The organism is Solibacillus sp. (assembly GCF_040273735.1).
GTDB lineage: Bacteria > Bacillota > Bacilli > Bacillales_A > Planococcaceae > Solibacillus.
Window position 1 is genome coordinate 67,649 of sequence record NZ_JBELZM010000010.1, and the last position, 22,538, is coordinate 90,186.

General features: G+C 40.4%; 35 protein-coding genes. 33 read left to right on the plus strand and 2 right to left on the minus strand.

All coding sequences use genetic code 11. From position 1 onward, the window contains the following. Nucleotides 1-77: 77 nt before the first annotated feature. Nucleotides 78-893: a hypothetical protein gene (locus tag ABS917_RS11185; RefSeq protein WP_350479044.1), complete on the minus strand. Its 816-nt coding sequence runs from the start codon at nucleotides 891-893 to the stop codon at nucleotides 78-80. Nucleotides 894-1,082: 189 nt separating this feature from the next. Here ABS917_RS11185 and ABS917_RS11190 point away from each other — a divergent pair, with 189 nt between their 5' ends. The 7 genes from ABS917_RS11190 to ABS917_RS11220 all read left to right on the plus strand — a co-directional run bounded on the left by ABS917_RS11190 (nucleotide 1,083) and on the right by ABS917_RS11220 (nucleotide 4,781). Next, nucleotides 1,083-1,283 carry a hypothetical protein gene (locus ABS917_RS11190; protein ID WP_350479045.1) on the plus strand — a complete coding sequence of 67 codons (201 nt, stop codon included), beginning with the start codon at nucleotides 1,083-1,085 and terminating at the stop codon, nucleotides 1,281-1,283. A 24-nt stretch (nucleotides 1,284-1,307) separates the two neighbouring features. Continuing rightward, nucleotides 1,308-1,493, plus strand: coding sequence for a hypothetical protein (locus ABS917_RS11195; RefSeq protein ID WP_350479046.1), 186 nt, complete (start codon nucleotides 1,308-1,310; stop codon nucleotides 1,491-1,493). Nucleotides 1,494-1,511: 18 nt separating this feature from the next. After that, on the plus strand, nucleotides 1,512-2,672 hold the full coding sequence (locus ABS917_RS11200; protein ID WP_350479047.1) for a dUTP diphosphatase: 1,161 nt from the start codon (nucleotides 1,512-1,514) through the stop codon (nucleotides 2,670-2,672). Nucleotides 2,673-2,903: 231 nt separating this feature from the next. After that, a complete protein-coding gene (locus ABS917_RS11205) occupies nucleotides 2,904-3,212 on the plus strand; it encodes a hypothetical protein (RefSeq protein ID WP_350479048.1) in 309 nt (102 codons plus the stop codon). Then, the gene (thyA, locus tag ABS917_RS11210) at nucleotides 3,209-4,093 is read left to right on the plus strand and encodes a thymidylate synthase (RefSeq protein WP_350479049.1); all 885 of its coding nucleotides are present in this window, start codon (nucleotides 3,209-3,211) and stop codon (nucleotides 4,091-4,093) included. The genes ABS917_RS11205 and thyA overlap by 4 nt, the downstream gene beginning before the upstream one ends. Before the next feature lie 18 nt (nucleotides 4,094-4,111). Continuing rightward, complete coding sequence (locus tag ABS917_RS11215; protein ID WP_350479050.1) at nucleotides 4,112-4,441, plus strand: hypothetical protein; 330 nt, start codon at nucleotides 4,112-4,114, stop codon at nucleotides 4,439-4,441. Next, nucleotides 4,416-4,781 carry a hypothetical protein gene (locus tag ABS917_RS11220; protein WP_350479051.1) on the plus strand — a complete coding sequence of 122 codons (366 nt, stop codon included), beginning with the start codon at nucleotides 4,416-4,418 and terminating at the stop codon, nucleotides 4,779-4,781. Before ABS917_RS11215 ends, ABS917_RS11220 begins: the two co-directional genes overlap by 26 nt. 184 nt (nucleotides 4,782-4,965) lie before the next feature. On the opposite strand, the gene ABS917_RS11225 is transcribed toward ABS917_RS11220, so the two are convergent. Continuing rightward, on the minus strand, nucleotides 4,966-5,784 hold the full coding sequence (locus ABS917_RS11225; protein ID WP_350479052.1) for a DUF4393 domain-containing protein: 819 nt from the start codon (nucleotides 5,782-5,784) through the stop codon (nucleotides 4,966-4,968). A 160-nt stretch (nucleotides 5,785-5,944) separates the two neighbouring features. On the opposite strand from ABS917_RS11225, the gene ABS917_RS11230 reads away from it, so the two are divergent. The 26 genes from ABS917_RS11230 to ABS917_RS11355 all read left to right on the plus strand — a co-directional run bounded on the left by ABS917_RS11230 (nucleotide 5,945) and on the right by ABS917_RS11355 (nucleotide 22,534). Next, on the plus strand, nucleotides 5,945-6,151 hold the full coding sequence (locus tag ABS917_RS11230; RefSeq protein ID WP_350479053.1) for a hypothetical protein: 207 nt from the start codon (nucleotides 5,945-5,947) through the stop codon (nucleotides 6,149-6,151). Nucleotides 6,152-6,160: 9 nt separating this feature from the next. Next, the gene (locus ABS917_RS11235; RefSeq protein WP_350479054.1) at nucleotides 6,161-6,331 is read left to right on the plus strand and encodes a hypothetical protein; all 171 of its coding nucleotides are present in this window, start codon (nucleotides 6,161-6,163) and stop codon (nucleotides 6,329-6,331) included. Then, nucleotides 6,328-6,573, plus strand: coding sequence for a hypothetical protein (locus tag ABS917_RS11240; protein WP_350479055.1), 246 nt, complete (start codon nucleotides 6,328-6,330; stop codon nucleotides 6,571-6,573). The genes ABS917_RS11235 and ABS917_RS11240 overlap by 4 nt, the downstream gene beginning before the upstream one ends. A gap of 126 nt (nucleotides 6,574-6,699) precedes the next feature. Next, a complete protein-coding gene (locus ABS917_RS11245) occupies nucleotides 6,700-6,939 on the plus strand; it encodes a hypothetical protein (RefSeq protein ID WP_350479056.1) in 240 nt (79 codons plus the stop codon). Between the two features lie 170 nt (nucleotides 6,940-7,109). Beyond that, complete coding sequence (locus ABS917_RS11250) at nucleotides 7,110-7,304, plus strand: hypothetical protein (RefSeq protein ID WP_350479057.1); 195 nt, start codon at nucleotides 7,110-7,112, stop codon at nucleotides 7,302-7,304. A gap of 41 nt (nucleotides 7,305-7,345) precedes the next feature. Then, nucleotides 7,346-7,591, plus strand: coding sequence for a hypothetical protein (locus tag ABS917_RS11255; protein WP_350479058.1), 246 nt, complete (start codon nucleotides 7,346-7,348; stop codon nucleotides 7,589-7,591). A gap of 17 nt (nucleotides 7,592-7,608) precedes the next feature. Beyond that, a complete protein-coding gene (locus tag ABS917_RS11260) occupies nucleotides 7,609-7,866 on the plus strand; it encodes a hypothetical protein (RefSeq protein WP_350479059.1) in 258 nt (85 codons plus the stop codon). Further along, a complete protein-coding gene (locus ABS917_RS11265) occupies nucleotides 7,863-8,171 on the plus strand; it encodes a hypothetical protein (protein ID WP_350479060.1) in 309 nt (102 codons plus the stop codon). Before ABS917_RS11260 ends, ABS917_RS11265 begins: the two co-directional genes overlap by 4 nt. 26 nt (nucleotides 8,172-8,197) lie before the next feature. Further along, nucleotides 8,198-8,398, plus strand: a complete 201-nt coding sequence (locus ABS917_RS11270) for a hypothetical protein (RefSeq protein ID WP_350479061.1) — start codon at nucleotides 8,198-8,200, stop codon at nucleotides 8,396-8,398. Between the two features lie 15 nt (nucleotides 8,399-8,413). Further along, on the plus strand, nucleotides 8,414-10,912 hold the full coding sequence (locus ABS917_RS11275; RefSeq protein WP_350479062.1) for a virulence-associated E family protein: 2,499 nt from the start codon (nucleotides 8,414-8,416) through the stop codon (nucleotides 10,910-10,912). Between the two features lie 364 nt (nucleotides 10,913-11,276). Beyond that, nucleotides 11,277-11,564 carry a PDDEXK family nuclease gene (locus ABS917_RS11280; protein WP_350479063.1) on the plus strand — a complete coding sequence of 96 codons (288 nt, stop codon included), beginning with the start codon at nucleotides 11,277-11,279 and terminating at the stop codon, nucleotides 11,562-11,564. Continuing rightward, nucleotides 11,561-12,919 (plus strand): DEAD/DEAH box helicase, encoded by a 1,359-nt coding sequence (locus ABS917_RS11285; RefSeq protein WP_350479064.1) that lies wholly within the window; start codon nucleotides 11,561-11,563, stop codon nucleotides 12,917-12,919. Before ABS917_RS11280 ends, ABS917_RS11285 begins: the two co-directional genes overlap by 4 nt. Then, complete coding sequence (locus ABS917_RS11290) at nucleotides 12,912-13,382, plus strand: sigma factor-like helix-turn-helix DNA-binding protein (protein ID WP_350479065.1); 471 nt, start codon at nucleotides 12,912-12,914, stop codon at nucleotides 13,380-13,382. The genes ABS917_RS11285 and ABS917_RS11290 overlap by 8 nt, the downstream gene beginning before the upstream one ends. Nucleotides 13,383-13,535: 153 nt before the next feature. Continuing rightward, nucleotides 13,536-14,276 carry a phage terminase small subunit gene (terS, locus tag ABS917_RS11295; protein ID WP_350479066.1) on the plus strand — a complete coding sequence of 247 codons (741 nt, stop codon included), beginning with the start codon at nucleotides 13,536-13,538 and terminating at the stop codon, nucleotides 14,274-14,276. 216 nt (nucleotides 14,277-14,492) lie between these two features. Next, nucleotides 14,493-15,782, plus strand: coding sequence for a PBSX family phage terminase large subunit (locus tag ABS917_RS11300; protein ID WP_350479067.1), 1,290 nt, complete (start codon nucleotides 14,493-14,495; stop codon nucleotides 15,780-15,782). 9 nt (nucleotides 15,783-15,791) lie between these two features. Further along, the gene (locus tag ABS917_RS11305) at nucleotides 15,792-17,258 is read left to right on the plus strand and encodes a phage portal protein (RefSeq protein WP_350479068.1); all 1,467 of its coding nucleotides are present in this window, start codon (nucleotides 15,792-15,794) and stop codon (nucleotides 17,256-17,258) included. After that, the gene (locus ABS917_RS11310; protein ID WP_350479069.1) at nucleotides 17,258-18,274 is read left to right on the plus strand and encodes a phage minor head protein; all 1,017 of its coding nucleotides are present in this window, start codon (nucleotides 17,258-17,260) and stop codon (nucleotides 18,272-18,274) included. Before ABS917_RS11305 ends, ABS917_RS11310 begins: the two co-directional genes overlap by 1 nt. A gap of 16 nt (nucleotides 18,275-18,290) precedes the next feature. After that, nucleotides 18,291-18,458 carry a hypothetical protein gene (locus tag ABS917_RS11315; RefSeq protein ID WP_350479070.1) on the plus strand — a complete coding sequence of 56 codons (168 nt, stop codon included), beginning with the start codon at nucleotides 18,291-18,293 and terminating at the stop codon, nucleotides 18,456-18,458. A gap of 138 nt (nucleotides 18,459-18,596) precedes the next feature. Continuing rightward, nucleotides 18,597-18,818: a hypothetical protein gene (locus tag ABS917_RS11320; RefSeq protein WP_350479071.1), complete on the plus strand. Its 222-nt coding sequence runs from the start codon at nucleotides 18,597-18,599 to the stop codon at nucleotides 18,816-18,818. 211 nt (nucleotides 18,819-19,029) lie between these two features. Beyond that, nucleotides 19,030-19,650 carry a DUF4355 domain-containing protein gene (locus ABS917_RS11325; RefSeq protein ID WP_350479072.1) on the plus strand — a complete coding sequence of 207 codons (621 nt, stop codon included), beginning with the start codon at nucleotides 19,030-19,032 and terminating at the stop codon, nucleotides 19,648-19,650. A gap of 26 nt (nucleotides 19,651-19,676) precedes the next feature. After that, nucleotides 19,677-20,030 (plus strand): hypothetical protein, encoded by a 354-nt coding sequence (locus ABS917_RS11330; protein WP_350479073.1) that lies wholly within the window; start codon nucleotides 19,677-19,679, stop codon nucleotides 20,028-20,030. A gap of 42 nt (nucleotides 20,031-20,072) precedes the next feature. After that, nucleotides 20,073-21,125, plus strand: coding sequence for a major capsid protein (locus ABS917_RS11335; protein ID WP_350479074.1), 1,053 nt, complete (start codon nucleotides 20,073-20,075; stop codon nucleotides 21,123-21,125). 52 nt (nucleotides 21,126-21,177) lie between these two features. After that, on the plus strand, nucleotides 21,178-21,471 hold the full coding sequence (locus ABS917_RS11340; RefSeq protein ID WP_350479075.1) for a hypothetical protein: 294 nt from the start codon (nucleotides 21,178-21,180) through the stop codon (nucleotides 21,469-21,471). Between the two features lies 1 nt (nucleotide 21,472). Then, a complete protein-coding gene (locus ABS917_RS11345; protein WP_350479076.1) occupies nucleotides 21,473-21,805 on the plus strand; it encodes a head-tail connector protein in 333 nt (110 codons plus the stop codon). Next, a complete protein-coding gene (locus ABS917_RS11350; RefSeq protein WP_350479077.1) occupies nucleotides 21,786-22,112 on the plus strand; it encodes a hypothetical protein in 327 nt (108 codons plus the stop codon). Before ABS917_RS11345 ends, ABS917_RS11350 begins: the two co-directional genes overlap by 20 nt. 2 nt (nucleotides 22,113-22,114) lie before the next feature. Further along, entirely contained in the window at nucleotides 22,115-22,534 is a 420-nt protein-coding gene (locus ABS917_RS11355) for an HK97-gp10 family putative phage morphogenesis protein (protein WP_350479078.1), read from the plus strand. Nucleotides 22,535-22,538: the final 4 nt, after the last annotated feature.

Genomic DNA, 22,538 nt, shown 5'->3' on the forward strand with positions numbered 1-22,538 from the left:
TTAAGAGTAGAATCATTCGATTATTTAAATGAGTAAAGGGATAGGTAGAAATATTTCACCCTCTGCATGCAAAATCTCTAACTATTATTTTCATTAATTACTTTTCGTAGTTTTTGATAGCTATCAATAATTTTATCAATAGCTAAAAGTAACACGATTCCTGCATATAAAAATTCTGTGGAAAATTTTTCTTTTAGGTCGTATAAATCACCGATTAAGAAACTTAAAGTAATTATACCTGCAACCATCCATAGACAAAATAATCGCCGATTTTTAATAAACTTTTGAGTGGGAGAATCTTCTCCTATTAATAAGATACGAATAGTAATATACACTACAATGGAAAAGGTAGATAAAATGAAGGTTGTGGATTTATTTTCTAACCAGTTTAATAATGTGCTTTCATCAATGAAATTACCCATGCTCATAAATATAACCGTACTATAAATTAGTACAAAGATTAAAGAAAAGGTGATTTCTAGAGGAATTCTTATTTCCAACCGTATAGCTTTGCTCTTAGTAGAATAATTAAAAATCTCTAGTAAATTTTTGAATTTTTCAGATAGTATGAAATTGCGATTAGTAAAATTAAACATTATAAATGTTATTAATGGGATTCCTAAGATTGTTGGTATTGTCCACCAATATTCATTATTTATTTGATTAGAATTTGTAATTAAAGTAGCTACTATTGTTCCAAAGTAAACAAAAAGAAAATGGGTTATATATAAAACAAACAATAAGGTGAGAATAGAAGAAGCTCTTGCTAGAAGTAAACCTCTCCATCCTTTATCATTAATCCATTTTTTTTCGAGTTTAAATAATAACTCTATAATCGAGAGTATCAGTGCAATAATACCTACTTCCTTTTGCTTTAAAAAATGTTTTTTCATTTGCATTCCTCCTTTAAAAATAATAGTAATATACGAAACAAATGTTCGATTGGTTTCAAAAATATATAAATATAGTAAAAAATATTCTACTTAATAAAAATAGACATAATAAGTGAAAGATATTTTAATAGTTGCTTAGAAAAGTATTGACATGTTAACTGATAAAGAACCTAAGTAGGGAGTGGTTACATGGTTAGAGTTGTGTGCGTAGATGCAACCAACAGTATGGCATTGGTAGTTGATAAAATTTATTTTGCTTTTCCCGTCAATGAATTAAAGACGGCAGCTTATGTTAGTAATTTTAATAGGGAATCTGCACATTTTGGATGTTTTCAGATGAAACGGTTTCAAGTTTTAGAGGGAAGTTTTGAGCAGCTTAGATGGTTTTAAACAGAAAGTAAATGAGGTGATCGCATGGCTAAGAATCCGCTTCTCCAGAAGAAATTTGAAGAAGGTCGTGCAATAGGCCGCAAAGAAGGAATCGCCCAATCCACAGCCTTTTTCGTGGAAAAGTTCAAAGCGTTGGAGCAGATGCCGGGTGTGGGACCGAAAACACTTGAAAAAGTAAAAGAGGCGCTCGGAAAACAATATTTTAAGTAGAGAGGAATTAATAACACTATGAAAATCGCACAGTTAGGAAATATCGTTCAGTGGACATGCCCTAAAACAAACCTTTCGCTAAAAGGAACAGTATTGAACGTGTATGACAATTCGGTAGTCGTGGATCAATGTATGAATGATAACTGGAAAGAGCTAGGGCTTGAAGAACGCACGGTGGTTAAGCATAAAAACTATACGGTCGTAGGTGCTTCAGAAAAAGAGTATGTAGCTGAAGATGTAAAAACATATGACATTGTACCGGGTTACCTTGAAAATTATCACATGTTAAAAGAAGCGGGGTTTATTGACGGTAAAATTCGTAAAATGTGGGATGATGCTGATAAAGCGCTCAAGTGGCATAATGCACGCTTCTATGCGTGGAAACAGGAGCACAATCTAGTGAACACCTATAAATCTGAAACACCAAAAGGAGTAGATAAGCCAGTTTTTGAAAGAGCATCAGTTGAAGTACAAAGCGAACCGAAAACTCAAATTGAAATGCTGCAGGAAATCATTCCGGACCATCCTATTTTTGCAAAGTCGGTTGAACGTGAGGAACCAATTGTAATACAAGAACAGGTGAAAGTAAGTGTATCTGATGAATCTGCTGTACAGGAGCTTAAAAGACATATAGAGATGCTGATGAAGGAGCTCGAAACTGCAAAAATGCAACTCTGGTCAGAACGAACTGCACGCTTGTTTGAAATGCAAGCTAGGCTTGACACGCTTATTTGCGAATCAAACGGTATTCAAATTATTGAACATAATAGTGAACATCTACTTGCAACGATTGTGGAGCTTGCGGAAGTGGCACAGGAAGAACAGTCCTTCAAATACTGGAAGAAAAATAAAGAGGTTGATCGTGCCAAGCTTTTAGAGGAGCTGGCGGATGTGATGCATTTCATTATCAGCAGAGGAGTACAAAACGGTATCAGACGTATTTCTACTGTTGAAACGGTTGCGGAATATCAATTTGACACGGTTGCCGAACAAATCTTATATATCATTGAATTACTCCTTTCGAACCGGGAAAAGGAATCGACAACAACACATTATCCGACACTATTTAAAGCCTTTGTCAATCTTTCGGAAATGTTCGGATTTACGTGGGATGAGTTATCGGATGAGTATCTAAGGAAAAATACTGTAAATTTAGCTAGACAAAACCAAAATTACTAATTATACTAAGATTAATATAACCGACGGTTTATATATTTTTTAAGATTAATATTACCGTCGGTTTTTATTAACGAAAAACTAACTTCGAATGCTAATTGTTTATGTATTAAGATTCGTACAGATGGGTGGGATTAAGATGAATAACGAACAGGATTACACAATAGAAGCACTGCAAGCGGCTTATGAGTTAGCTTTAAAGCCCTCTACACCGATTTGTTAGGAGGAAGGCAAATGGAGGACTATATAAAAGTCACCGAACGCATTATTCCTCACATCGAAGAAGCGGTTGGCTTAAAACTATATGAGACCCAAAAGAGGTATTTAATTGAAGGTATAGACATATTTCGAGGGAGAAGAAGTGGTAAAACAGTTGCTCATGCTATAAAGGTAGCTTTCACTGAAGGTGATCCATTAGACTTTAGAAAACCTTACAAAACTCACTTTGAAAGAGAGTTTCTAAGGTACCGAGAAATGCTTTACAATTACGGTTTTCCTGTAAGACCAATAATATTGCCTAAGAAGAAAGGAACTACAAAATGAACACAGCAGATGAACAGTATTTAGCTTTATGCCAGCATATTCTGGAAAACGGGGTGCGTAAAGAAGACCGAACAGGAACAGGCACTTTATCCGTATTTGGTCACCAAATGCGCTTTAATCTTGCAGAAGGCTTTCCCTTACTGACGACAAAGAAAGTACACTTCCCGGCTATTGCACATGAACTGTTATGGTTCCTTAGCGGCAGCACAGACATTAAGTACTTGCTTGAAAACAATGTGAACATCTGGAACGGTGATGCTTACCGGGATTACAAAGAGTTTGGTGGACCTCACGAAACACTTGATAGAGCCGGGTTCTTAGAAAAAGCAAAAACTTACGGATATGATATGGGGCCGATATACGGAGCGCAATGGAGAAGTTGGAAAGTGGATGGTGAATTTCTCGCTATTGATCAAATTCAACAAGTAGTAGACAGCATACTGTTTAATCCGGACAGCCGCAGACACATTGTGAGTGCCTGGAACGTGGGCGGTTTAGATGAAATGGCTTTGCCGCCTTGCCACTTGCTGTTCCAGTTTTACGTAGCAAACGGAAAGCTATCCTGTCAGCTCTATTTAAGATCGTCAGATGTTTTCCTCGGGCTTCCGTTCAACATTGCCAGTTATGCAATGCTCGTTCACATGATTGCTCAGGTGACAGACTTAACACCAGGAGAGCTAGTTATCACAATCGGTGATGCTCATATTTACACAAACCACATTGAACAGGTGAAACAGCAGCTGAAACGTAAAGCTCGCAGTTTACCGCAATTAAAGCTCGATAAAGAGATTTCATGCATTAATGATTTTGCTTACGAACACATTGAAGTCATCAACTACAAACCTCATCCAGCCATTAAAGGCGAAGTGTCAACGGGATGAAAGAGGGAGGAAATTTAAATGAGTATTAAAAAACAGGATTTATATGATTATATTGAAAAAGTGTCAAAAGAGGGCGCAGATCGTTTGCGTGAAAAACAAAAAATGTTATGGAATGAGATGGTCGTTCCTGTAGCGAAGAAGCATTTAGAAGCACACTTCGACAAAGAAATTGGCGATGGGTATGAAGAAGCAGTGAATCTATTAAAACCGATATTAGCCAACTTTAGAGATGCCTTTCCTACGACTCTACGTCAATCTTGGAATACTAGGGAATTAATAAGCAATGTTTCTTCTGCCCCTGAAAGCCTAAAAAGTAAAATGATTGCTTCTGAGCTTAGCCGTTTATGAAGAAGCTCTAGCAGACAACCCAATTGATAAATATTACGAAAATACTTTATCTCAGGAAGCGTTGAATGACATAAAAGAGTATTGCTCTCAATTTTATAAAGCAGTATCTGTTATCTCTGTCGACTTAGATGCTATTCGTAAATTAAAAGCTGAGGCAAATCGAGTAGTTAAAAGTTTACCGTCCGGTAAAAAAGCTTATGAACAATTACTAGAAATGGGGTTCCCTTTAGAGGACTTCAAACCTTCAAAAAGCATTACAGCTTTAACTATTCAGAAGTTTAGCCATCCTGTGTGTATTTTAAAAGGCGATTGCAATGAGACTGAGGAAGTTTCATCTTAAAATATGAAAGGTGTGGTCGAAAGTTTAATTTATTTCTCCTAATCGATCAAGCGCTTGATTAATGAGATGAAGTGAAATTTTACGAACTGTCTGCCTTACTGTAAGATTAAAATAACCGTTGGTATTTAATTCGAAAAAAAAAGAAAGCCTACTAATTTTACCGATTAGTAAGCTTTTACGTTAATTAGTCTAAGCAACATTTTATAAAGAGCTCACCAAAATCGGTAAAGTTCCAAGTGGCATCCTCTATTACTAACTCTTTATCTATGTAATAGTCGTTCACTCTGTTCACATCTTTTTGTAACTCTGTTAGTTGAGCTTTATATTCTTTGTAAAAATCGAGATTTAATAGCTCATCGTGGAACTCTCTTTTTGCTGAAGAACCGTGATGTATTATAATCAAACCTAGTCTTTGCAAATTGTCAATTGAAACAGCGTAAATATTTGAATTCTCATTGTTAAAATCTGCTAAAGGGATATAGTGCTCAAAAATTGTACGACCCATACCAGTTTCAGGATTCAACAATCTTAATTTTCCCGCAACTAGAGGTTTTTGACAGTATGTAATTTTTTTTAGTTCGATTAGATTTTTAGCATCAAAAGCTGACAATTGCTTGATTATTTCAACGAAGGCAGGAATTGCACCGTCTTGATAATCAGTGTTAGCAGAGGCTGCAATCAATTTAGCGAACATGCTACGAAGCTCGTCCTCCTCTATATAGTACTTTGAAGCTTCTAATGCAGGCCCAGCTACACTAAGTTTAGGTTCAGTACGTTTTTCGGGTTCAATCTTATCTAGCTCTTTTGCAATTTCTGCTTTGTACTTTTCAATATTGGCTTCTGCTGATGCTCGCCACTTTTTAATAGGTGAGAAGATTAAATAGATTATATCTGCTAATCCCTGGCCAAATTCATGTGCTGGAGGTTCTCCGGCTGCTTTAATTAAATCGGCAGGTACTTTTATGGAATTTGCAATATCTTTTAGAGGTGTTGTTTCAGTCATAGTGTCGATTCTCCTGTTTTTTGTCTATTTAGTAATATTATACAGGCGAATGCTAAAAAGTGAAAGACCGGTTAAATTTTACGAACCGGCGGTTTTATTGTACTAAGTAAAACCGACGGTATTAAAATAACTTGCGAATAATAATAAGGATGTGATCTTTATGAAAGAGATGGTAAAAATTATCCGTAAAATAGACGTCGCTAAAAAGTATGAAAGTGAGTTAGTAGCAGAACAGGATTACTGGCTCGCTTCTCTGTCTCATGCCATGGGACAGAATAATGCTGAGGATAAACAAGAGGCACTCGCCAAGCTCCACAGCATTACACGAGAGCTTGAAATTCACAGGCATCGATATAATTTGAAATGAGGGAAGAAGATGAAACCAACTCACCAAGCGATGACAATCTGTGGTCAAATGGCAAAAGGTGAATACATTGAAATAAACGGGAAGCATTACATCTTAGTTCGCTTTGAAGGCATTACGACTACGGCGCATTGGGAAGTAAAGCCCGAAACAGTAAAAAAATTAGAGGGTGAAACAGTTTGAAAATATTGAACATGATTCAGTTGAAAGCTTCTGTGGACAGCAAAGCGTTACTTGCGCTTGGCTACAAACTGAATATCTATAAAAATGGTTACGTTAGTAAGTGCGGCAGCACGATTATTTATTTCTACCGTAAACCTTATAACGGGGAAGTGAGAAGTCTGACAAAATCAGAATTAGGACTGTCCCTGCATCGTGAAAATTTACGAATATTAATTGAAGAAGGAATGATTGTCACTGATTAGAAGGAAGGTGCAGGAATGAAACTGTGGCAGAAGTTTAGGCTTGTGCTTGATTACGTTGTATACGCAGTAGATCGATTTACTAAGTAGTTGAAATTGAATATTTACTAGACTAGGAGGGCCAGGTCAATGGCTGAAAAATTAAAGGGTAAATTTGTTTTGATAGTCACAGGCGAAGTCGAGCCACTTTTTGCTACGGAAGAACAATGGATCGAAATGTCAGGGTATTTAAAAGAGGGCGAAGTGCCTGTTACCACGAACAAAGGCGTACGAGATGTGTTCGGTGTTTTAGAAGTAGCTAAAGGCTGGCAAGGTACAGGGCTTGCTAGTGCCGAGTGCATAACGATGATTTTTAGTATGGAGAATTAAGTGAATCGTTCATAAAAATATGAACAAGTTTTATAAACTTGAGGCAAACGGTTGGGCCCTTTTGTCATTCGGGACCTTAATGCTATATGGCTTGATTTCATTGATAGCAGATTGAATTAAGCCGTTTTTAAATAATTGAAATAAATTGTTGAGGAGAAGAGGATAATTTCATGATAATTGTAGGAACTGAAGTCAGAATCAAAGAAGAACAAAAATGGTTTGCAGAAGAATTCAATCTAACTCTCGGCAAAGTCTATAAAGTGGTTAAAACTAATAAATTTTGGTGTACTGCTACCCTTGAAAATGATTTAGGTAAATTGATGGGTGTAGATACGGAAAGGCTTGAATTAGTAAAGAATTCATAATCAACAATTTGAGAATCTTGTTAAGGAAAGGAAACTTATATATGCCAAAAACAATGTTTTGCTATGAAGTACATTCAGATGCCGGTCTTGCTAACGATCGAGTAACGGGAAAGAATGTTCCAGCTTACTTAAATATGGAGTTTGAATTGGGCCGAACACTATCCGAAGAGGAATACAATATTGTGCATACTGTAGAAGCTATGGACTTGATGGCCAACCAATTGAAGCTCAATAAAGACCATTTGAAACCGATCAGTGTTGAGGAATTCTTCGAGAAAAGTGTATAGAAAGGGAAGTGAGAATGATGTTGCTAGAAAAAGAGAATAATGTTCTGGAAAATGAACTCTTTGAGCTCGGTGCTATCCATGAGTTTTGCCAGGAGCGGGTTTTACCAGGTTTCGATTCAAAGATTTCTTATATCAAGATTACAACAGATAAAGGCGAGATGCATATAGAAGATGCAAAGCTTGCTCATATGATTGCACAGGGAATCGATCGCACGTTTTTCGATTTACTGGAGGAGAAGTTTCATAGTTTAAACAGAAAGGACGGATTGGTATGAATTTCGCAGAAGATTTACGTGCGAAAGCAGATGCAGCTGCCATAAGTTACGCCTATGAATTTTTAGAAAAGATGAAACTTTTAATGGAGTCTTATGCAGAAAAAGGATGCAAAACTTTATACTATAAAATCGATATGTATAGAGATGACGAAAAAGCGAGATTAAAACTTTATAGAAACCCTCTGTTCGTAAAAAGACTAAACGAAAAATTAGACGGAGTGAAAGTTACTTTCATTGAAGAAAACAAACGGGGGTTAATGGGGAACTATTATAAAGAATATTTCATTTGTTTTGACTGGAGTTAAAAATAGCTAAAGAAAGGGTGCTAACTTTGAAAGAAAAAGATAAGACGTTACAACGCTTAGAACTTGAGATGGCCTTACACACTATCGTATCAGATATGGACATTTATATCGAATTCACCCAAGCAAAGGCGAAACTACGTAAAGCACATTATGATGCATTAATTAAAGAGGGATTCACGGAAGAACAAGCACTTCATATTGTAGCTACTGTTGATATTATGAAGTAGAAAGGACTGAACATCATGCAAGAACAAGCAAAAACAGCACAACAGGATATCAGACTGAAGCATGATGCGAAAATCACGATTGCAACCGCAACGAGCCGTAAGTCGACATCTTGGAAAAATAAAGAGATGTTGTACAGCGATTTCGTAAAAAAGGTTTCAACAACTGTGCGTACAAAAGAAACGCTCTCCGAATATATGAAGTTGCCAAAATCGGAGCAGGATGAAATTAAAGATGTCGGGGGATTTGTAGCCGGTAGCCTGAAAAACGGACGCCGTAAAGCCGACAACGTAGCATGGCGCCAATTGATTACATTGGATGCAGACTTTATAGAAGGAGATTTCTGGGACGGTGTAACAGCGATTTTCGATAATGCCTGTTTAATCTATTCCACCCATAAGCACCAGAACAAAAAGCCCCGTCTGCGTCTGATTATCCCGCTCTCAAAGCCTGTTACGGCTGAAGAGTATGTGGCAGTCAGCAAAAAGCTTGCGGAACAGTTTGGTATTGATTACTTCGATGATACGACCTATCAGCCACACCGTTTGATGTACTGGCCGTCCACTGCAAATGATGCGGAATACGTCTTCGATTATCAGGATGCACCATTTGTAGACCCGGTTGATATCTTGGCCCTTTATAACGACTGGCGTGATCCTCGGGAATGGCCGGAGAGCAGCCGTCAACGTGAAAGCCGCAAAAAGATGGCGGACAAGCAGGGAGACCCCCTTGAAAAAGCGGGCATGGTCGGCGCATTCTGCCGCACGTTCTCCATTACGGAAGCGATTGAAACGTTTCTAACTGACAAGTATGAGCATGCAGGCGATGGACGATTCTCTTATCTTGGTGGTACAACAACCGGCGGTTTAGTGGTTTACGACGACCTATTTGCTTACTCGCATCACGGAACGGATCCGACAAGTGAACAGCTGGTGAATGCTTTCGACCTTGTTCGGTTGCATCTTTTTGACGATCTGGACGAAGATGCAAAACCGGGTACACCGATTAACCGGATGCCATCTGTTAAAGCAATGACCGAGTTCGCCAAAAAGGATGAACGCGTAAAACTAACCCTTGCAGCAGAACGTTTGAAGAGTGTGGAAGAGGACTTCCTGGATGAACCGGATGCAACCGTTGAGGCAGTAGAAAAGGCAGATACTGAGTGGATGAAGCAACTGGTATTAATGGAGTCGGGTGAATACGAGGTCAGCGCGAAAAATATTAAGCTGATTTTAGAAAACGACCCTAATCTGAAAGGATGCTTTGGTTTCAACGAGTTTAACCGGCAACCGGAAGTCCTTCGCAACCTTCCTTGGCGTAAACGTGATAAGTCGACGCTTTGGACAAACGGCGATGACCAGGACCTGCGCACGTACCTGGATCTTGTATGGGGCATCAAGCGCGGCCGTGAAAAGATTGACGATGTGCTCGGCAATGTACAACGTTCCAATGCGTTCCATCCTGTAAGGGATTATTTGGAGTCGCTTTCGTGGGATGGTGACGAAAGGGTTGCAACCTTACTTACAAACTATCTGAATGCAACCGACAGCGAATATACACGCACCGTTACGAAGATGACAATGGTTGCAGCGGTTGCACGAATTTTTGAACCGGGTTGCAAGTACGACTACATGCTGACACTTGTCGGACCGCAGGGGTTAGGGAAGTCAATGCTGTTTAATCGGTTGGGTGGTGCCTGGTATAGTGACAGTCTTACAAGTGTTAACGGAAAAGAAGCCTATGAAGCCTTACACGGTGTGTGGTTAATGGAAATGGGCGAACTTGCTGCTACACGTAAAGCGGAAACGGAAGCGATTAAACACTTTTTAACGAAACAGGTTGACCGATACCGGGTTGCATACGGTAAGCGACCGGAAGAGTTTCCACGTCAATGCATCTTTATTGGAACAACCAATGAGGACGAGTTTTTACGGGACAAGACCGGCAACCGTCGATTCCTTCCTGTACAGGTTGCACACGGAGCAAAGAAAAGCTGGTCGGATTTATCCCAAAAAGACGTGGATCAGATATGGGCGGAGGCCGTGCATCTGTATCATAGCGGATTCGCATTGTACTTGGATGAGCGGATGGCGGCGGAAGCACTGGAGATGCAATTAGCCCATACGGAGGAGTCGGTATATACGGGACAGATTATCGAGTTTATGAAACGTCCGATTACAACGGATTGGTACACGAAAACTATTGCTGAACGAAAGCTGATGGTCAAATCCGCAGATGATTTTGAAGAAGAATTGGATGATACGGAAGAGTTGATTAATGAAAATTCATCCGTAGAATTGAATAAAAATACAGTCGTTTACCGTGATAAAATTTGTCCGCTTGAAATATGGTGTGAGTGTTTAGGGAAGGATAAAGCATCTATTACACCATACGACCGACGTGAAATTATGTCGGTTCTAAACAGTTTACCGGGGTGGAAAAAGCACAATTCGACGATAAAATTCGGAGGAGAGTACGGAACGCAGCGAGGCTTTATCCGTACTGAAATATATTAGATTATGGGTTGTATGGGATTAACTGGGGTAAACAGGGTTTGTTTACTTTCCGTTTATTCTGTTTACCTTGTTTACCAGAAACACCTCATGTAAAAATATGGGGTAAACAGAGTAAACAACGGTAAACAGAAAATTTTATGTCCTGTTTACCGCTTCAAGCCAGTTGTATCAAGGCCTTAAAGTAAACGGTAAACAAAGTAAACATAAAAATACTATAAACTATAAATTATTGTATTAGAGATATATAGTTAATATATAGCAGGGAATATATAACAGTGTGCGCCTAATCCTGTATATATAAGAGTTTGCGGTAAAATCTTGTTTACCTGTTTACCCCATATTTTTACAGGGAGGTTTTTGCAGAATGAGAGAAGCAGAAGTGGAACGTTTTCTGAAAGAGGAAATTGAGAAGATGGGCGGTAAATGTTTCAAGTGGGTATCACCGGGACAAAGAGGTGTACCGGACCGGATATGCATTCTGCCTGAAGGACGAATCGTCTTTGCTGAAGTGAAAGTTGAAAAGGGCGGCGTTGTGTCCGGTATGCAAAAATACATGCATAAGCTTTTAACCGGATTGGGATGCCGAGTTTTTTTGTTGACCGGAAAACCGTCGGTTGTTAAAATGGTGACAGAATTGAGGAATGAGCGATGACAAAATTTATCCCCCACGAATATCAGAAAATCGCAAAAGATAAAATCATCGAAAATGAGTCGTACGGACTCTTCTTAGATATGGGGCTTGGAAAAACGGTTTCCACCCTTACGGCAATTGACGAACTGATCAACGATTACTTTGACGTGTCTCGAGTGCTGGTTATAGCACCATTACGGGTAGCCGAGGACACCTGGAGCCGTGAAATTTATAAATGGGACCATCTGCGGCACTTACGCCTGAGTAAGATACTTGGAACGGAGTCACAGCGCAGACGGGCATTGCAAAAAGAAGCGGACATCTATGTAATCAATCGGGAGAATGTTGTATGGCTGGTTGAATTGTACGGGAAGAAGTGGCCGTTTGACATGGTCGTCATTGACGAGAGTTCAAGTTTCAAGAATCCATCCAGTAAGCGATTCAAGGCTTTACGGAAGGTACGACCGTTGAGTAAGCGCGTCATTCTTTTAACGGGTACGCCCGCACCGAATAAACTGACGGACCTTTGGAGCCAGGTGTATTTACTGGACCGGGGCGAGCGGCTTGAAAAGACCTATACAAACTACAAGCAAAAGTATTTTGACGAAAACATTTACTCCCACCAGATCACGATTAAAGACGGTTCGGAGGAATTGATTTTTACAAAAATCGGTGATGTCTGTATGTCCATGAAGGCAAAGGACTACCTGAAGAGTCTGCCGAAAGCCGTGTATAACGTGGTCGAAGTGGACATTTCACCGAAAGAGCGGGATTTATACAGGGAGCTTGAAAAAGAGTACATCCTGGAATTTTCAGAGGGTGATGTGGTGGCAAGCACAGCTGCCGTTTTATCCAACAAGCTACTGCAGCTTTCAACAGGAGCAGTCTATAACGATAACGAGGGCGTGCAACTCATCCATGATGCCAAGCTTGATGCACTGGAAGAGATTGTGGAAGGCGCACAGGGGCAGCCGATTCTCGTGTTTTACAACTTCAAGCATGATGTGGAACGTATTTTAAAACGGTTCCCGCAGGCGATTAAAATCGAAGGATCCAAAACCATTGAAAAGTGGAATGCGGGAGAAATACCGATTCTGCTTGCACATCCCGCATCGGCTGGACATGGCCTGAACATGCAGGACGGCGGACACATCATCGTCTGGTTTGGTGTGAACTGGTCACTGGAGCTATATATGCAGGCGAATGCGCGGCTCCACCGACAAGGGCAAAAAGAGACCGTTATCATTCATCACATACTGCTTAAGGAATCGATTGATGAAAAGGTCATGACTGTACTGGAAGGCAAGGAAGAGCAGCAGGAAGCGTTAATGAATGCAGTTAAAGCACGCATCGAGGAGGTCGGCAACCATGCATGATACGTTTGGGTTAATTTTAGACTACCAACGAACATTGAAGCACACACGGGCGCTTCAACGAAAACAGACGGTACCTGAACAGGAAACGGTAGTGAGTGGTATGATTAGCGATTTACAGTATGCCATTGAGTGGATGAAATGCGGAGAGGACCCGGAACGATATCTGGATGTGAAAGCGGATCAGTCGTATTATCACAGGCGCGTTCTTCTGGATATGGACAAGTTTCCTTGTCTGGATATAGAGCCGACACATAGCAGACCTTTAGCTGATAAAAAGAAAATCATTATTCAGCACGTACTGTCCGAATTGACCGAACGGCAACTCACTTGCTACCTGCTGCATGCAGCACACATGAGAAGCTACCAGGAGATTGCAAAAGAACTTGGGATTAAGAAATCAACTGTGCAGGACCATGTTGAGTTGGCACGTGAAAAGATTAAGAGAGTAATTGAGACCATCTGAAAAGGTGGTCTTTTTTATTTATTTTAAAACGTACGGTGTCATTCCGTACGAACTGTAATAAGGGGTGAAGGGGTATTTCCACCTTTTTCTCGCGCGCGTGCGTGAAAGCATACATAAAAACCTAAGTAGGAACGGAAGTGAGAGGCGATGTAGATGTCTGTGAAATGGGATGAAATTAGAGAAGAGTGGGAGTCGACAGGTATAACACTAATCGACTTGGCTGAAAAGCACGGTGTGAAAGAGGGAACGCTTAAAAGTCGAAAGAGCCGTGAAAAGTGGGAAAAGGTTGCAACCCAAAAAGATGCATCCAAAAATAAAAAGATGCAACCATCGAAAAAAGTTGCTTCTTCTAATCCACCTAAAAAGCGTTCAGGAAATCCCAATCCGAAAGTTCAATTTACAAAACGAAACACTGCAGCAGTAAAGCACGGCTTCTACACCAAACATATTCCACCTGATGCACTGGAAATCTTTGAAGCGATTGACTTAATGGACACAGCAGATATGCTTTGGGATCAGATTAAGATTATGTACACCAACATAATGAGGGCTCAAAGTATCATGCACGTTGAATCGAAAGACGAAATGATAAAAGAGCTGAAACGTGAGAAGCTACAAGGCGGTAAAAACCCATCGCAGGAAACCGAATGGGAGTTTCAATTTGCATGGGATCGTCAGGCTCAGCTTCTTAATGCACAATCTCGTGCGATTAGCGAATTGCGCTCACTCATTAATCAATTCATCAAGATTGCGGACGAAGCAGACGAGCGTAAACTTAAATTGGAGCAGATGGGGCTCAACATCGAGAAGACCAAAGCCGAAATCGAAAAGATATCAAACGGAGATTCGGAAGGGCCGCTTGAAATCCGAATCATACCGAAATCGAAAGAATAATTTATGCATTTTATCTTGGGAAATAATCTTAAGAGTAAACTAGAAACGTTGTTATATCAACGATGCATAAAAACTTGCATACGTTAAAGTGACGTGAAACAATGGATTGTTTGTGTGACAGCATTTTTAGGTTATACGAGTTGACATAATGCAGCTTAGCGGAAGCTAGAACGCATAACTATACAAAATGTATTCAATAGAAATGAGGTGAGTAGAATGACAACAGCAACCACGGTCGATAAAGAAGTGAATCCACATTTCGAAGATTTTCTCTTTGACTGGTCGCATAAATTCTACTTCCTTGTTGGCGGGTACGGATCATCGAAGTCTTACAATGCTGCACTAAAAATTATTATGAAATGCTTAGAAGAGAAACGTACTGTTCTGGTTGTCCGTGAAGTTTACGACACACACCGTGATAGTACGTTTTCTTTATTTAGTGAAATCATTGAAGACTTGAACCTGTCTAAGAAAGTTCGAGTCAATTCTTCTCCAATGCAAATCCGATTCCCGAACGGTGCGAAGATTATCTTTCGCGGGATGGACAAGCCTGAAAAGCTGAAATCAATTAACAACATTTCGATTGTATGGCTTGAGGAGTGCTCGGAAATTAAGTACGCAGGGTTTAAAGAGCTATTAGGGCGTTTACGTCACCCTACTTTAAGTCTGCATATGATTCTCACAACTAACCCGGTATCGAAAGACAATTGGGCGTATACGCATTTCTTTATCGATGAAGTGAACGAACGCACAGTTTTAAATGATGAGGATCTTTATAAAGCGCGCGTCATAATTCATAAAGATGTTTATTACCACCATTCAATAGCAGAAGATAACTTGTTCCTTCAAGCCGCGTACATAGAACAATTGGAGGAAATTAAGGAATATGACCCTGACCTGTACCGCATTGCGAAGAAAGGACGTTTCGGGATCAACGGTAAGCTTGTTCTCCCCCAATTGGAAGTTTGGGACCATGAAGATGTGATGCGAGACATCAACAGTATGCGCAAACCTTTATTTAAGAACGGGATGGACTTCGGTTTTGTTGACTCTTTTAACGCTATTTCTCGTATGTGTGTGGATCCGGAAAAAGAATGGTTGTACATCTGGGATGAATATTACACTCGCGGTAAAGATGATCCTGAAATCGCTACGGATATGGAAGAGAAGGGTCTCAAAAAGAAAATTATCAAAGGGGATAATGCAGAAGCTAAAACGATTAGCTATTTGCAAAAGAAAGGTTTCCGCATATTACCCTGCTACAAACTGACACGTATCGAAAATACGAAAAAAGTGAAACGATTTAAGAAAATCATCATCTCTAGTAATTGCCCTAACCATGAACGAGAGCTGAAAACTTTGACCTTTAAGAAGGACCCAAAGACAGACCGAATCATAGAGGATGAGTTTAATATTGATCCGCACACTTTCTCGGCTATATGGTACGGACTGGACGACTATGAAGTGACAAACTTAAAAGGCAAAGGCTATAACGCAAAAAGGTAGGTGAGACAAATGAGCTTAAGAGAACGCATTAAGCCGCGAAAAATAATGGACGGTTTCAAAGCGTACATTCCTTACATCGAAAGAAAAGGGATGGACGGCAAAATATTAAGCCAAATAATCGCTGAACATGCTCCAGTACGTGAATACATTGAGCATTTTCAAGCGAGATACGATACGGATAAAGCCGATATTTACGAACGACCTGTAAATCAGCTGACGCTTGAGAACGTAAGAGTACAACGTTTGGATATTCAAGTAAATAATAAAATAGCTAATCCTATGGACGATTATGCGATTAGTACTAAAGTCGGCTACGTGCTTGGACATCCAATCAACTATGTAGTCGATAAAAAGCTATCAAGTTATCACCGGTTATCCGAAGCATACGAGGACTTAATTACCCGAGTAAATATGGCGGATAAAGATATGATGCTCGGCACACAGACAAGTGTTGCAGGCTATGGTGCTCGTCTTGTGTATTGGAGCGAGGAAAACGGTAAAGCAGTATTACGGATTGCCAACGTGAATCCTGCCGAATGCATTTTCCTTTATGACGAGACGCTTGCAGCACCGCGGTTTGCTATTCAATATTACTCAGAAGTGGAAATTAACGATGAGGGAGCAAGAAAACAAGTCAATGTGGCCGAGTTCCACGATGAAGTGAACACATACTTCTACCGAGCAGAACGTAGCACCTATGAGCTAGTGAAGGTACTGCCTCATTATTTGAAAGGCAGTCCGCTGTTTGGAGCTGAGAACAACGATGATCTGCACAGTGAAACATATAAAGCTCTTTCTTTAATGGCTGCATATGACCAAGTGCTATCGGATGCAGTAAATGAAGTTGAAGCGACACGCCTTGCCATGATGGTGCTGCGCAATATCGGTATGGATGATGAGGATATTCAGGCGATGAAGGAAGCGGGTCTGCTCGAATTGTGGGGGCCGGACACGGACGTTAAGTTTTTAACGAAAGATGTTAACGATTCCATGATTGAGCATACGCTTGATCGGATCGATTCTAATATTACTAAATTCCTTAAATCCGTGGACTTCACGGATGAAGCATTCGGCGGAAACATTTCCGGTATAGCAATGAAGTTTAAAACGCTGAACTTGGAGTGGAAAGCTGTACGCTTTGAGCAGAAGCTCCGCAGTACATTAACTTACCAATCAAAATTATTGTGCGCGGGGTGGTCTATCTTAGGCGTTTGCTCTCCGGAAGATTACTTGAAAATTTGGTACGCCTTTAAGCGTAATATGCCAGCTAACGTTAAAGAGGAAGCTGAAATCACAGAAAAACTACAAGGGCGCGTGTCAGAAAGAACACGTCTGTCACTACTTTCCTTCGTTGATGATGTAGATGCTGAACTGGAAATGATGAAGCAAGAGCAGTTGGAGCTGGGCAACAGCCTACCGGATCTTGACGACGATTTCGGCAGTGCGAAAGAGACGGATGTAAAGGATGATGTCTAATGAACGAGTTAGAAATCAGAATTTACATCAACAAGCTGATTGCTGAATCGGAAACGAAACTTGAAAAGGTATATGCACGCATGCTGAAAGAAACGCTTCTGGAAATACAGCGGATGTACACCAAGTATAAAAAACAGGGTGAGCTCAGCTATACAGACTTGAATAAATATAATCGGCTACACAATATATTCGACCGTATCAGTGAAACGTTAACAGAAGAGTACCGCGTTGCCGTACAGGAATTAACGGCCATGCGCAAATCGGTTTATGTTGAAACGTATTTACGTGAAGCGTACCTAATTGAAGTGTTCTCATCAACGGAAATGGGCTTTCAGATTCCTTCAGTAGACATCATTGAGAGTGCCCTATTAAACCCGATTGAACATTTACGCTTACCGAAAACAATGAAGAAGCACCGCGACCAAATTGCATACGATCTGCAAATATTAATCACACAGGCTTTACTGCGCGGCGATTCTTACTGGGATATGGCAGCAGAAATTGAGAAGAAGTTCGGCTTCTTTACAAATAAAGCGAGAGCTGTTGCACGTACTGAAGCTGGACGAGCACAATCGATTGCTACCGAAAAAGCAATGGAGCATGCCAGTAAGTTTGTGAAGATGACGAAAATGTGGGCGAGCTCGTTAGACTTTCGTGTTCGTACCGCTCACCGTACATTGGACGGACAGCAGGCTGATATAGAGGGGTATTTCCACTACCGCAGTTTAAAAGCTAAAGGGCCTCATATGTGGAACCGAGCGGACATGGACATCAATTGCAGATGTATCGTGCTCCATCTTGTAAACGGCATGATGCCAAGTGTGAGGCGCGGGCGCAACTTCAAAGATCCTGAGTATCAGAGGAAGTTCAAAGCTGCAGTTCAAAAGTATATGGATGATGAAGGGTTAACACTTGCACAAGCGGTTAACAAAGCCAATAAACACATTGTACCGCCTTCTGTTGAATATGACGGCTTCATCAGTTATAACGATTGGCATAAGAAAATGACAGCATAGAGGGAGAGGGTTTCTCATGTGGGTTGAACTGAACTATATGCAGCTTTGCATCGTGAAGAAATCACTGGAGGAATGGATGCAACGAGAAAGCGAAACCGAGGTCGAGCGCGTGGCTGAAAAAGAATTGCATACGAAATTTACAAAGCATGTAGCTATGATGAAAGAAATGTATAAACACCTGTAGAGGAGGGCGAAATAATTGAAAACAGTCTTAGGAAACACAAGCATTGAATTCAATAATGACAAAATTATAATCAAAGCTCCAAAGATTACGCTAATTAGTACTTCAAATACTCGAAACGAATAGTGAAAGGATGATTCTATGAGTTTACCCACTTTTATATTCATTGCAATTTTCTATTCGATTTTAGGCAGTTTATTAGGTTTCGGAGTAGGTCATATCGTCGGGTATTTAAAAGGAAAAGCCGAGGTTTCTAATATTGTGCGTGGCGAACCACCAGATGATATGGACAATGAAATTGAACACTTTAAAGCATTTCGAGCTGATACAGCGGAAAGGCAAGGTGGTCCAATATCTCGCTAACCTTGCGTTACAAGGTAACAGGGAAGTTCATCAGTGGATGGCAGTCGCTTTATAAGTGGACGGGGATGAACAGGTACATGCATGGAGCAGGTACATTTAAAATTACTATTTAGCACGGCTCGTTCATTCGAGGTGTGCTTTTTCCTATTCAAAAATAACCGTGCGTTCGGTGGGCTATTAAGCGTGTCGAGGGCAACAGGAGGACAATACAATGAAAATCAATTTAGAACAGTTTAAAACATTAGTGGAAGCTGGTGACGTGTCGGCTATCGAAAAGCACATCTTTGAGAATGCGCTTGAGAAGGGTGACATCAGCGCGGCAGCCAAAGCGAATACTTTTGTAAACAGCGAGCTTGATTCGTTAAAAGACACGCATCACACAACGGCACTGGAGACTTGGAAAACTAACAATCTTCAGAAATTGATTGATGATGAGGTTGCTAAAAAGAATCCACAGGAAACTCCTGAACAAAAAGAAATTCGTGAATTGAAAGAACGTTTAGACGCAAAAGAAAAAGCAGAGCAACGTTCGGCTTTAAAAGAGAAGGCTTTAGCCTATGCCACGGAAAAAGGTTATGACGGCAAATTTGCAACTAAGTGGATTGATCGTTTACTGGCTGAAGATGAAACTGCAACAAATTCTACTTTAGATGATTTTAAAACGGACTTTGACGCTTTCGTAACATCTACAGTGGAAGAGACGTTAAAAGGCTCTAAGCGTTATCCTGGTGGCGGTAATCCATCTGAAACAAAATCATACGGAGAGCAATTGGCAGAAAAAACGATGGCTCAATCGCAATCAACTGAATCAACATTTGACCCGTTCAAATAATTCATTAATCAAGGAGGAAAATATTTATGCGTAAAACAGAATACGGAAATACGAAAGAAATTTTAAAGTACAGCGAATTTACAGGGGTTCCCGTAACGTTCGATACTGCTTCGACAGCTGCTGTTACGGAAGACGGTAAAAAGATTGTAAAAGCAGGCACAATTGTCGGCGGTGGCTTTTTAGAAACCCGTTCAAACAAAGGTGTGTTAGCCAATGATACTGTTGGGGCGGAAGGCGTAGTACTTTATGACATTGATGTAACAGACGGTCCTAGAGGTGGTTCCGTAGTAGTGGAAGGTTATATTAATTTAGCAAAAATCCCAACTGCGCCGACTGCAGCACAAAAAGAAGCTTTACCACGTATTACTTTCATGAACTAATTAATCCCAAAAATAAATAACAAATAGGAGAGTGTTTGTCTAATGGCAAAAATTTATGAAACGGTCACTGCGAAAAACGTAGTAGGCTATATTGAATTAAAACAAAAAGCGCGCGTACCGTATTTAGGCGAAGCGTTATTCCCACGAAAAAAGCAACTTGGTTTAAAACTTGAATTTATCAAAGGAAAATCAGGCTTACCGATCGTGCTAAAAGCATCGGAGTTTGACGTGAAAACTCCGTTACGTGATCGTGTAGGATTCACGAAAATGGAACACGAGATGCCGTACTTTAAAGAAGGCTTCTTAATTAAAGAAGTGGACCGTCAGCAAATTAACACGTTCTTAGAAGCAAATTTATCTGATTTTGCAGATCAGATCATCGAGCAAGTGTTTGATGATGCGGGCAATTTAGTTGAAGGTGCACGTGCCTCATTTGAGCGTATGCGTATGCAGGCCATTACTGAAGGGAAAGTATCAATCTCAGCAGAAGGCTCGTTCTACGACTTCGATTACGGTTTAGACCCTTCACAATTTGTTGAGTTTACAGGCACAGATGCGTGGAACACTGCAACATCTGCTCCTGTACAAGATATCTTGACAATTATCGAAAATGCACGTAAAAAAGGGATTGTTTTATCTCGAATGGTGTTGAACTCAGTGACTGTTGTATATTTAGCACAGCACGAGTCAATTCGTAAAGACATGAACCCTTTAGGTGCAGCAAACATCATTCTATCAACGGAAGATGTATTAAACTACCTTCGTCAAAAAACAAAGCTACAAATTGCTGTATACGACAACTACTACCAAGACGAGAAAGGTGTTGCACAAAAATTCTTCCCGGACAACAAAGTAACATTCTTAACTGCTGGAGAGCTTGGTAAATCTGTGTATGGTACGACGCCACATGAATCTGATTTAATGACTGGTGCAGGTAAGGGCACGAACGCTGATGTTGCAATTGTGGATGGTGCTATTGCGGTTACTACTCATAAAAAAGTAGACCCAGTGAATATCGAAACAATCGTTGCAATGATTGGTTTACCTTCATTCGAGGGTGCTGACGGCGTTGTCATTGCTACAGTAGCAGAATAGTCGCTCTTTTTAGAGCGGCTTTTTATTATTTAATTTGAGAGGAGTTTTATAGATGGCTTATAAAGTGACATTGAAAAAACAATCAAAAGTAAACGGGGCTTTCCATTTGCCTGGTCAAACAGTCGAGGTTTCAGATGAGCTATTTGAAGAACTGGATCGCCGCGGTTTAGTCTCAGATCATGAAGAGTTAGAATCTCAAAACGAAAACAAAGCCCCTTCATACGGTAGTATCACAGAAGATAAAATTCGTGAAAAACTTGATGAATTAGAAGTGGACCATTCCGAAGCTAAGGATAAAAAAGCCGCATACGCTTTACTGGAAGATGCCTTGAAAGCAGGCGAATAATATGTGGATCGTATCGGAAGAACAAGTGAAACATTTCGCTACTTTAGGCAATGTCAAAAAGGTTAATGCTGATTACTATAAAGCAATGCTTCCGCTACTACTTAAAAAAGTGAACGAGGATTACGGTACTAAATTCGAGCATACTGACCTACCCGCTAACGTGGAAATCTTTCTGGCGAAAGCCGTAGCATTTTATTCCGGTGCAACTGGACTGAAATCTCGTAAAATGGGTTCCGTTTCATATACCTATAGTTTTGACGAATTGCCCGCTACTATTACGGATCTACTGCAGTATTATCGAAAGGCGAAGTATCATGTATTTCGACGCTGCTGATGAATTTCCTCATGTAGTAAAAGTATTGTTGCAGAAACGTGTTCCAGATGGAAGTGGCGGCTCATCATTGAAATGGTTACTTGAAAAAGAAATCGACTGCTTTATCGATACACCGACAACCGACCGAATTGTTGAAGCGAGTAAGCTGAATATCATTGTTCATCGGGATATGTTCTGTCCTTATGAAGAAAACATTCCGCCTACAGCACGCATTGAATACGAAAATGTCGAGTATGTCATGAGCGGTGAAGCGGAAGACCAGGGTAGTATGCATGAAATTAATCGTATTCCTTTAAAGAGGGTGTAGTAATGGGGCTAACTCGTTTTGGTGCAAAGTCTTTACAGATTGCCCTTGATAAGTGGGGCGATGATGTAATGGACAGGGTAAAAGAAATCATTGTGGAAACCGCATCTATACTGCGCAATGAAGCCATTGTTCGTGCACCTGTTGATACAGGAGACCTAAAGAAGTCAATCGAAATGACGGTTGCACCGGGCGGGATGTCAGCTATTGTACATGTCGGTGTCCATTATGCGATTTACATCGAGTACGGGACAGGGATTTATGCAGTGAACGGAAACGGACGGAAAACGCCGTGGACGTATTATTCTCAAAAGTTGCAACAGTATGTCCGAACAAACGGTATGGCCGCACAGCCATTCTGGTACCCGGCAGTTGAGAAAGCAAAAGATCATTACTATTCGGAGCTTCGGAAGTTAGGAAGGTGATTGT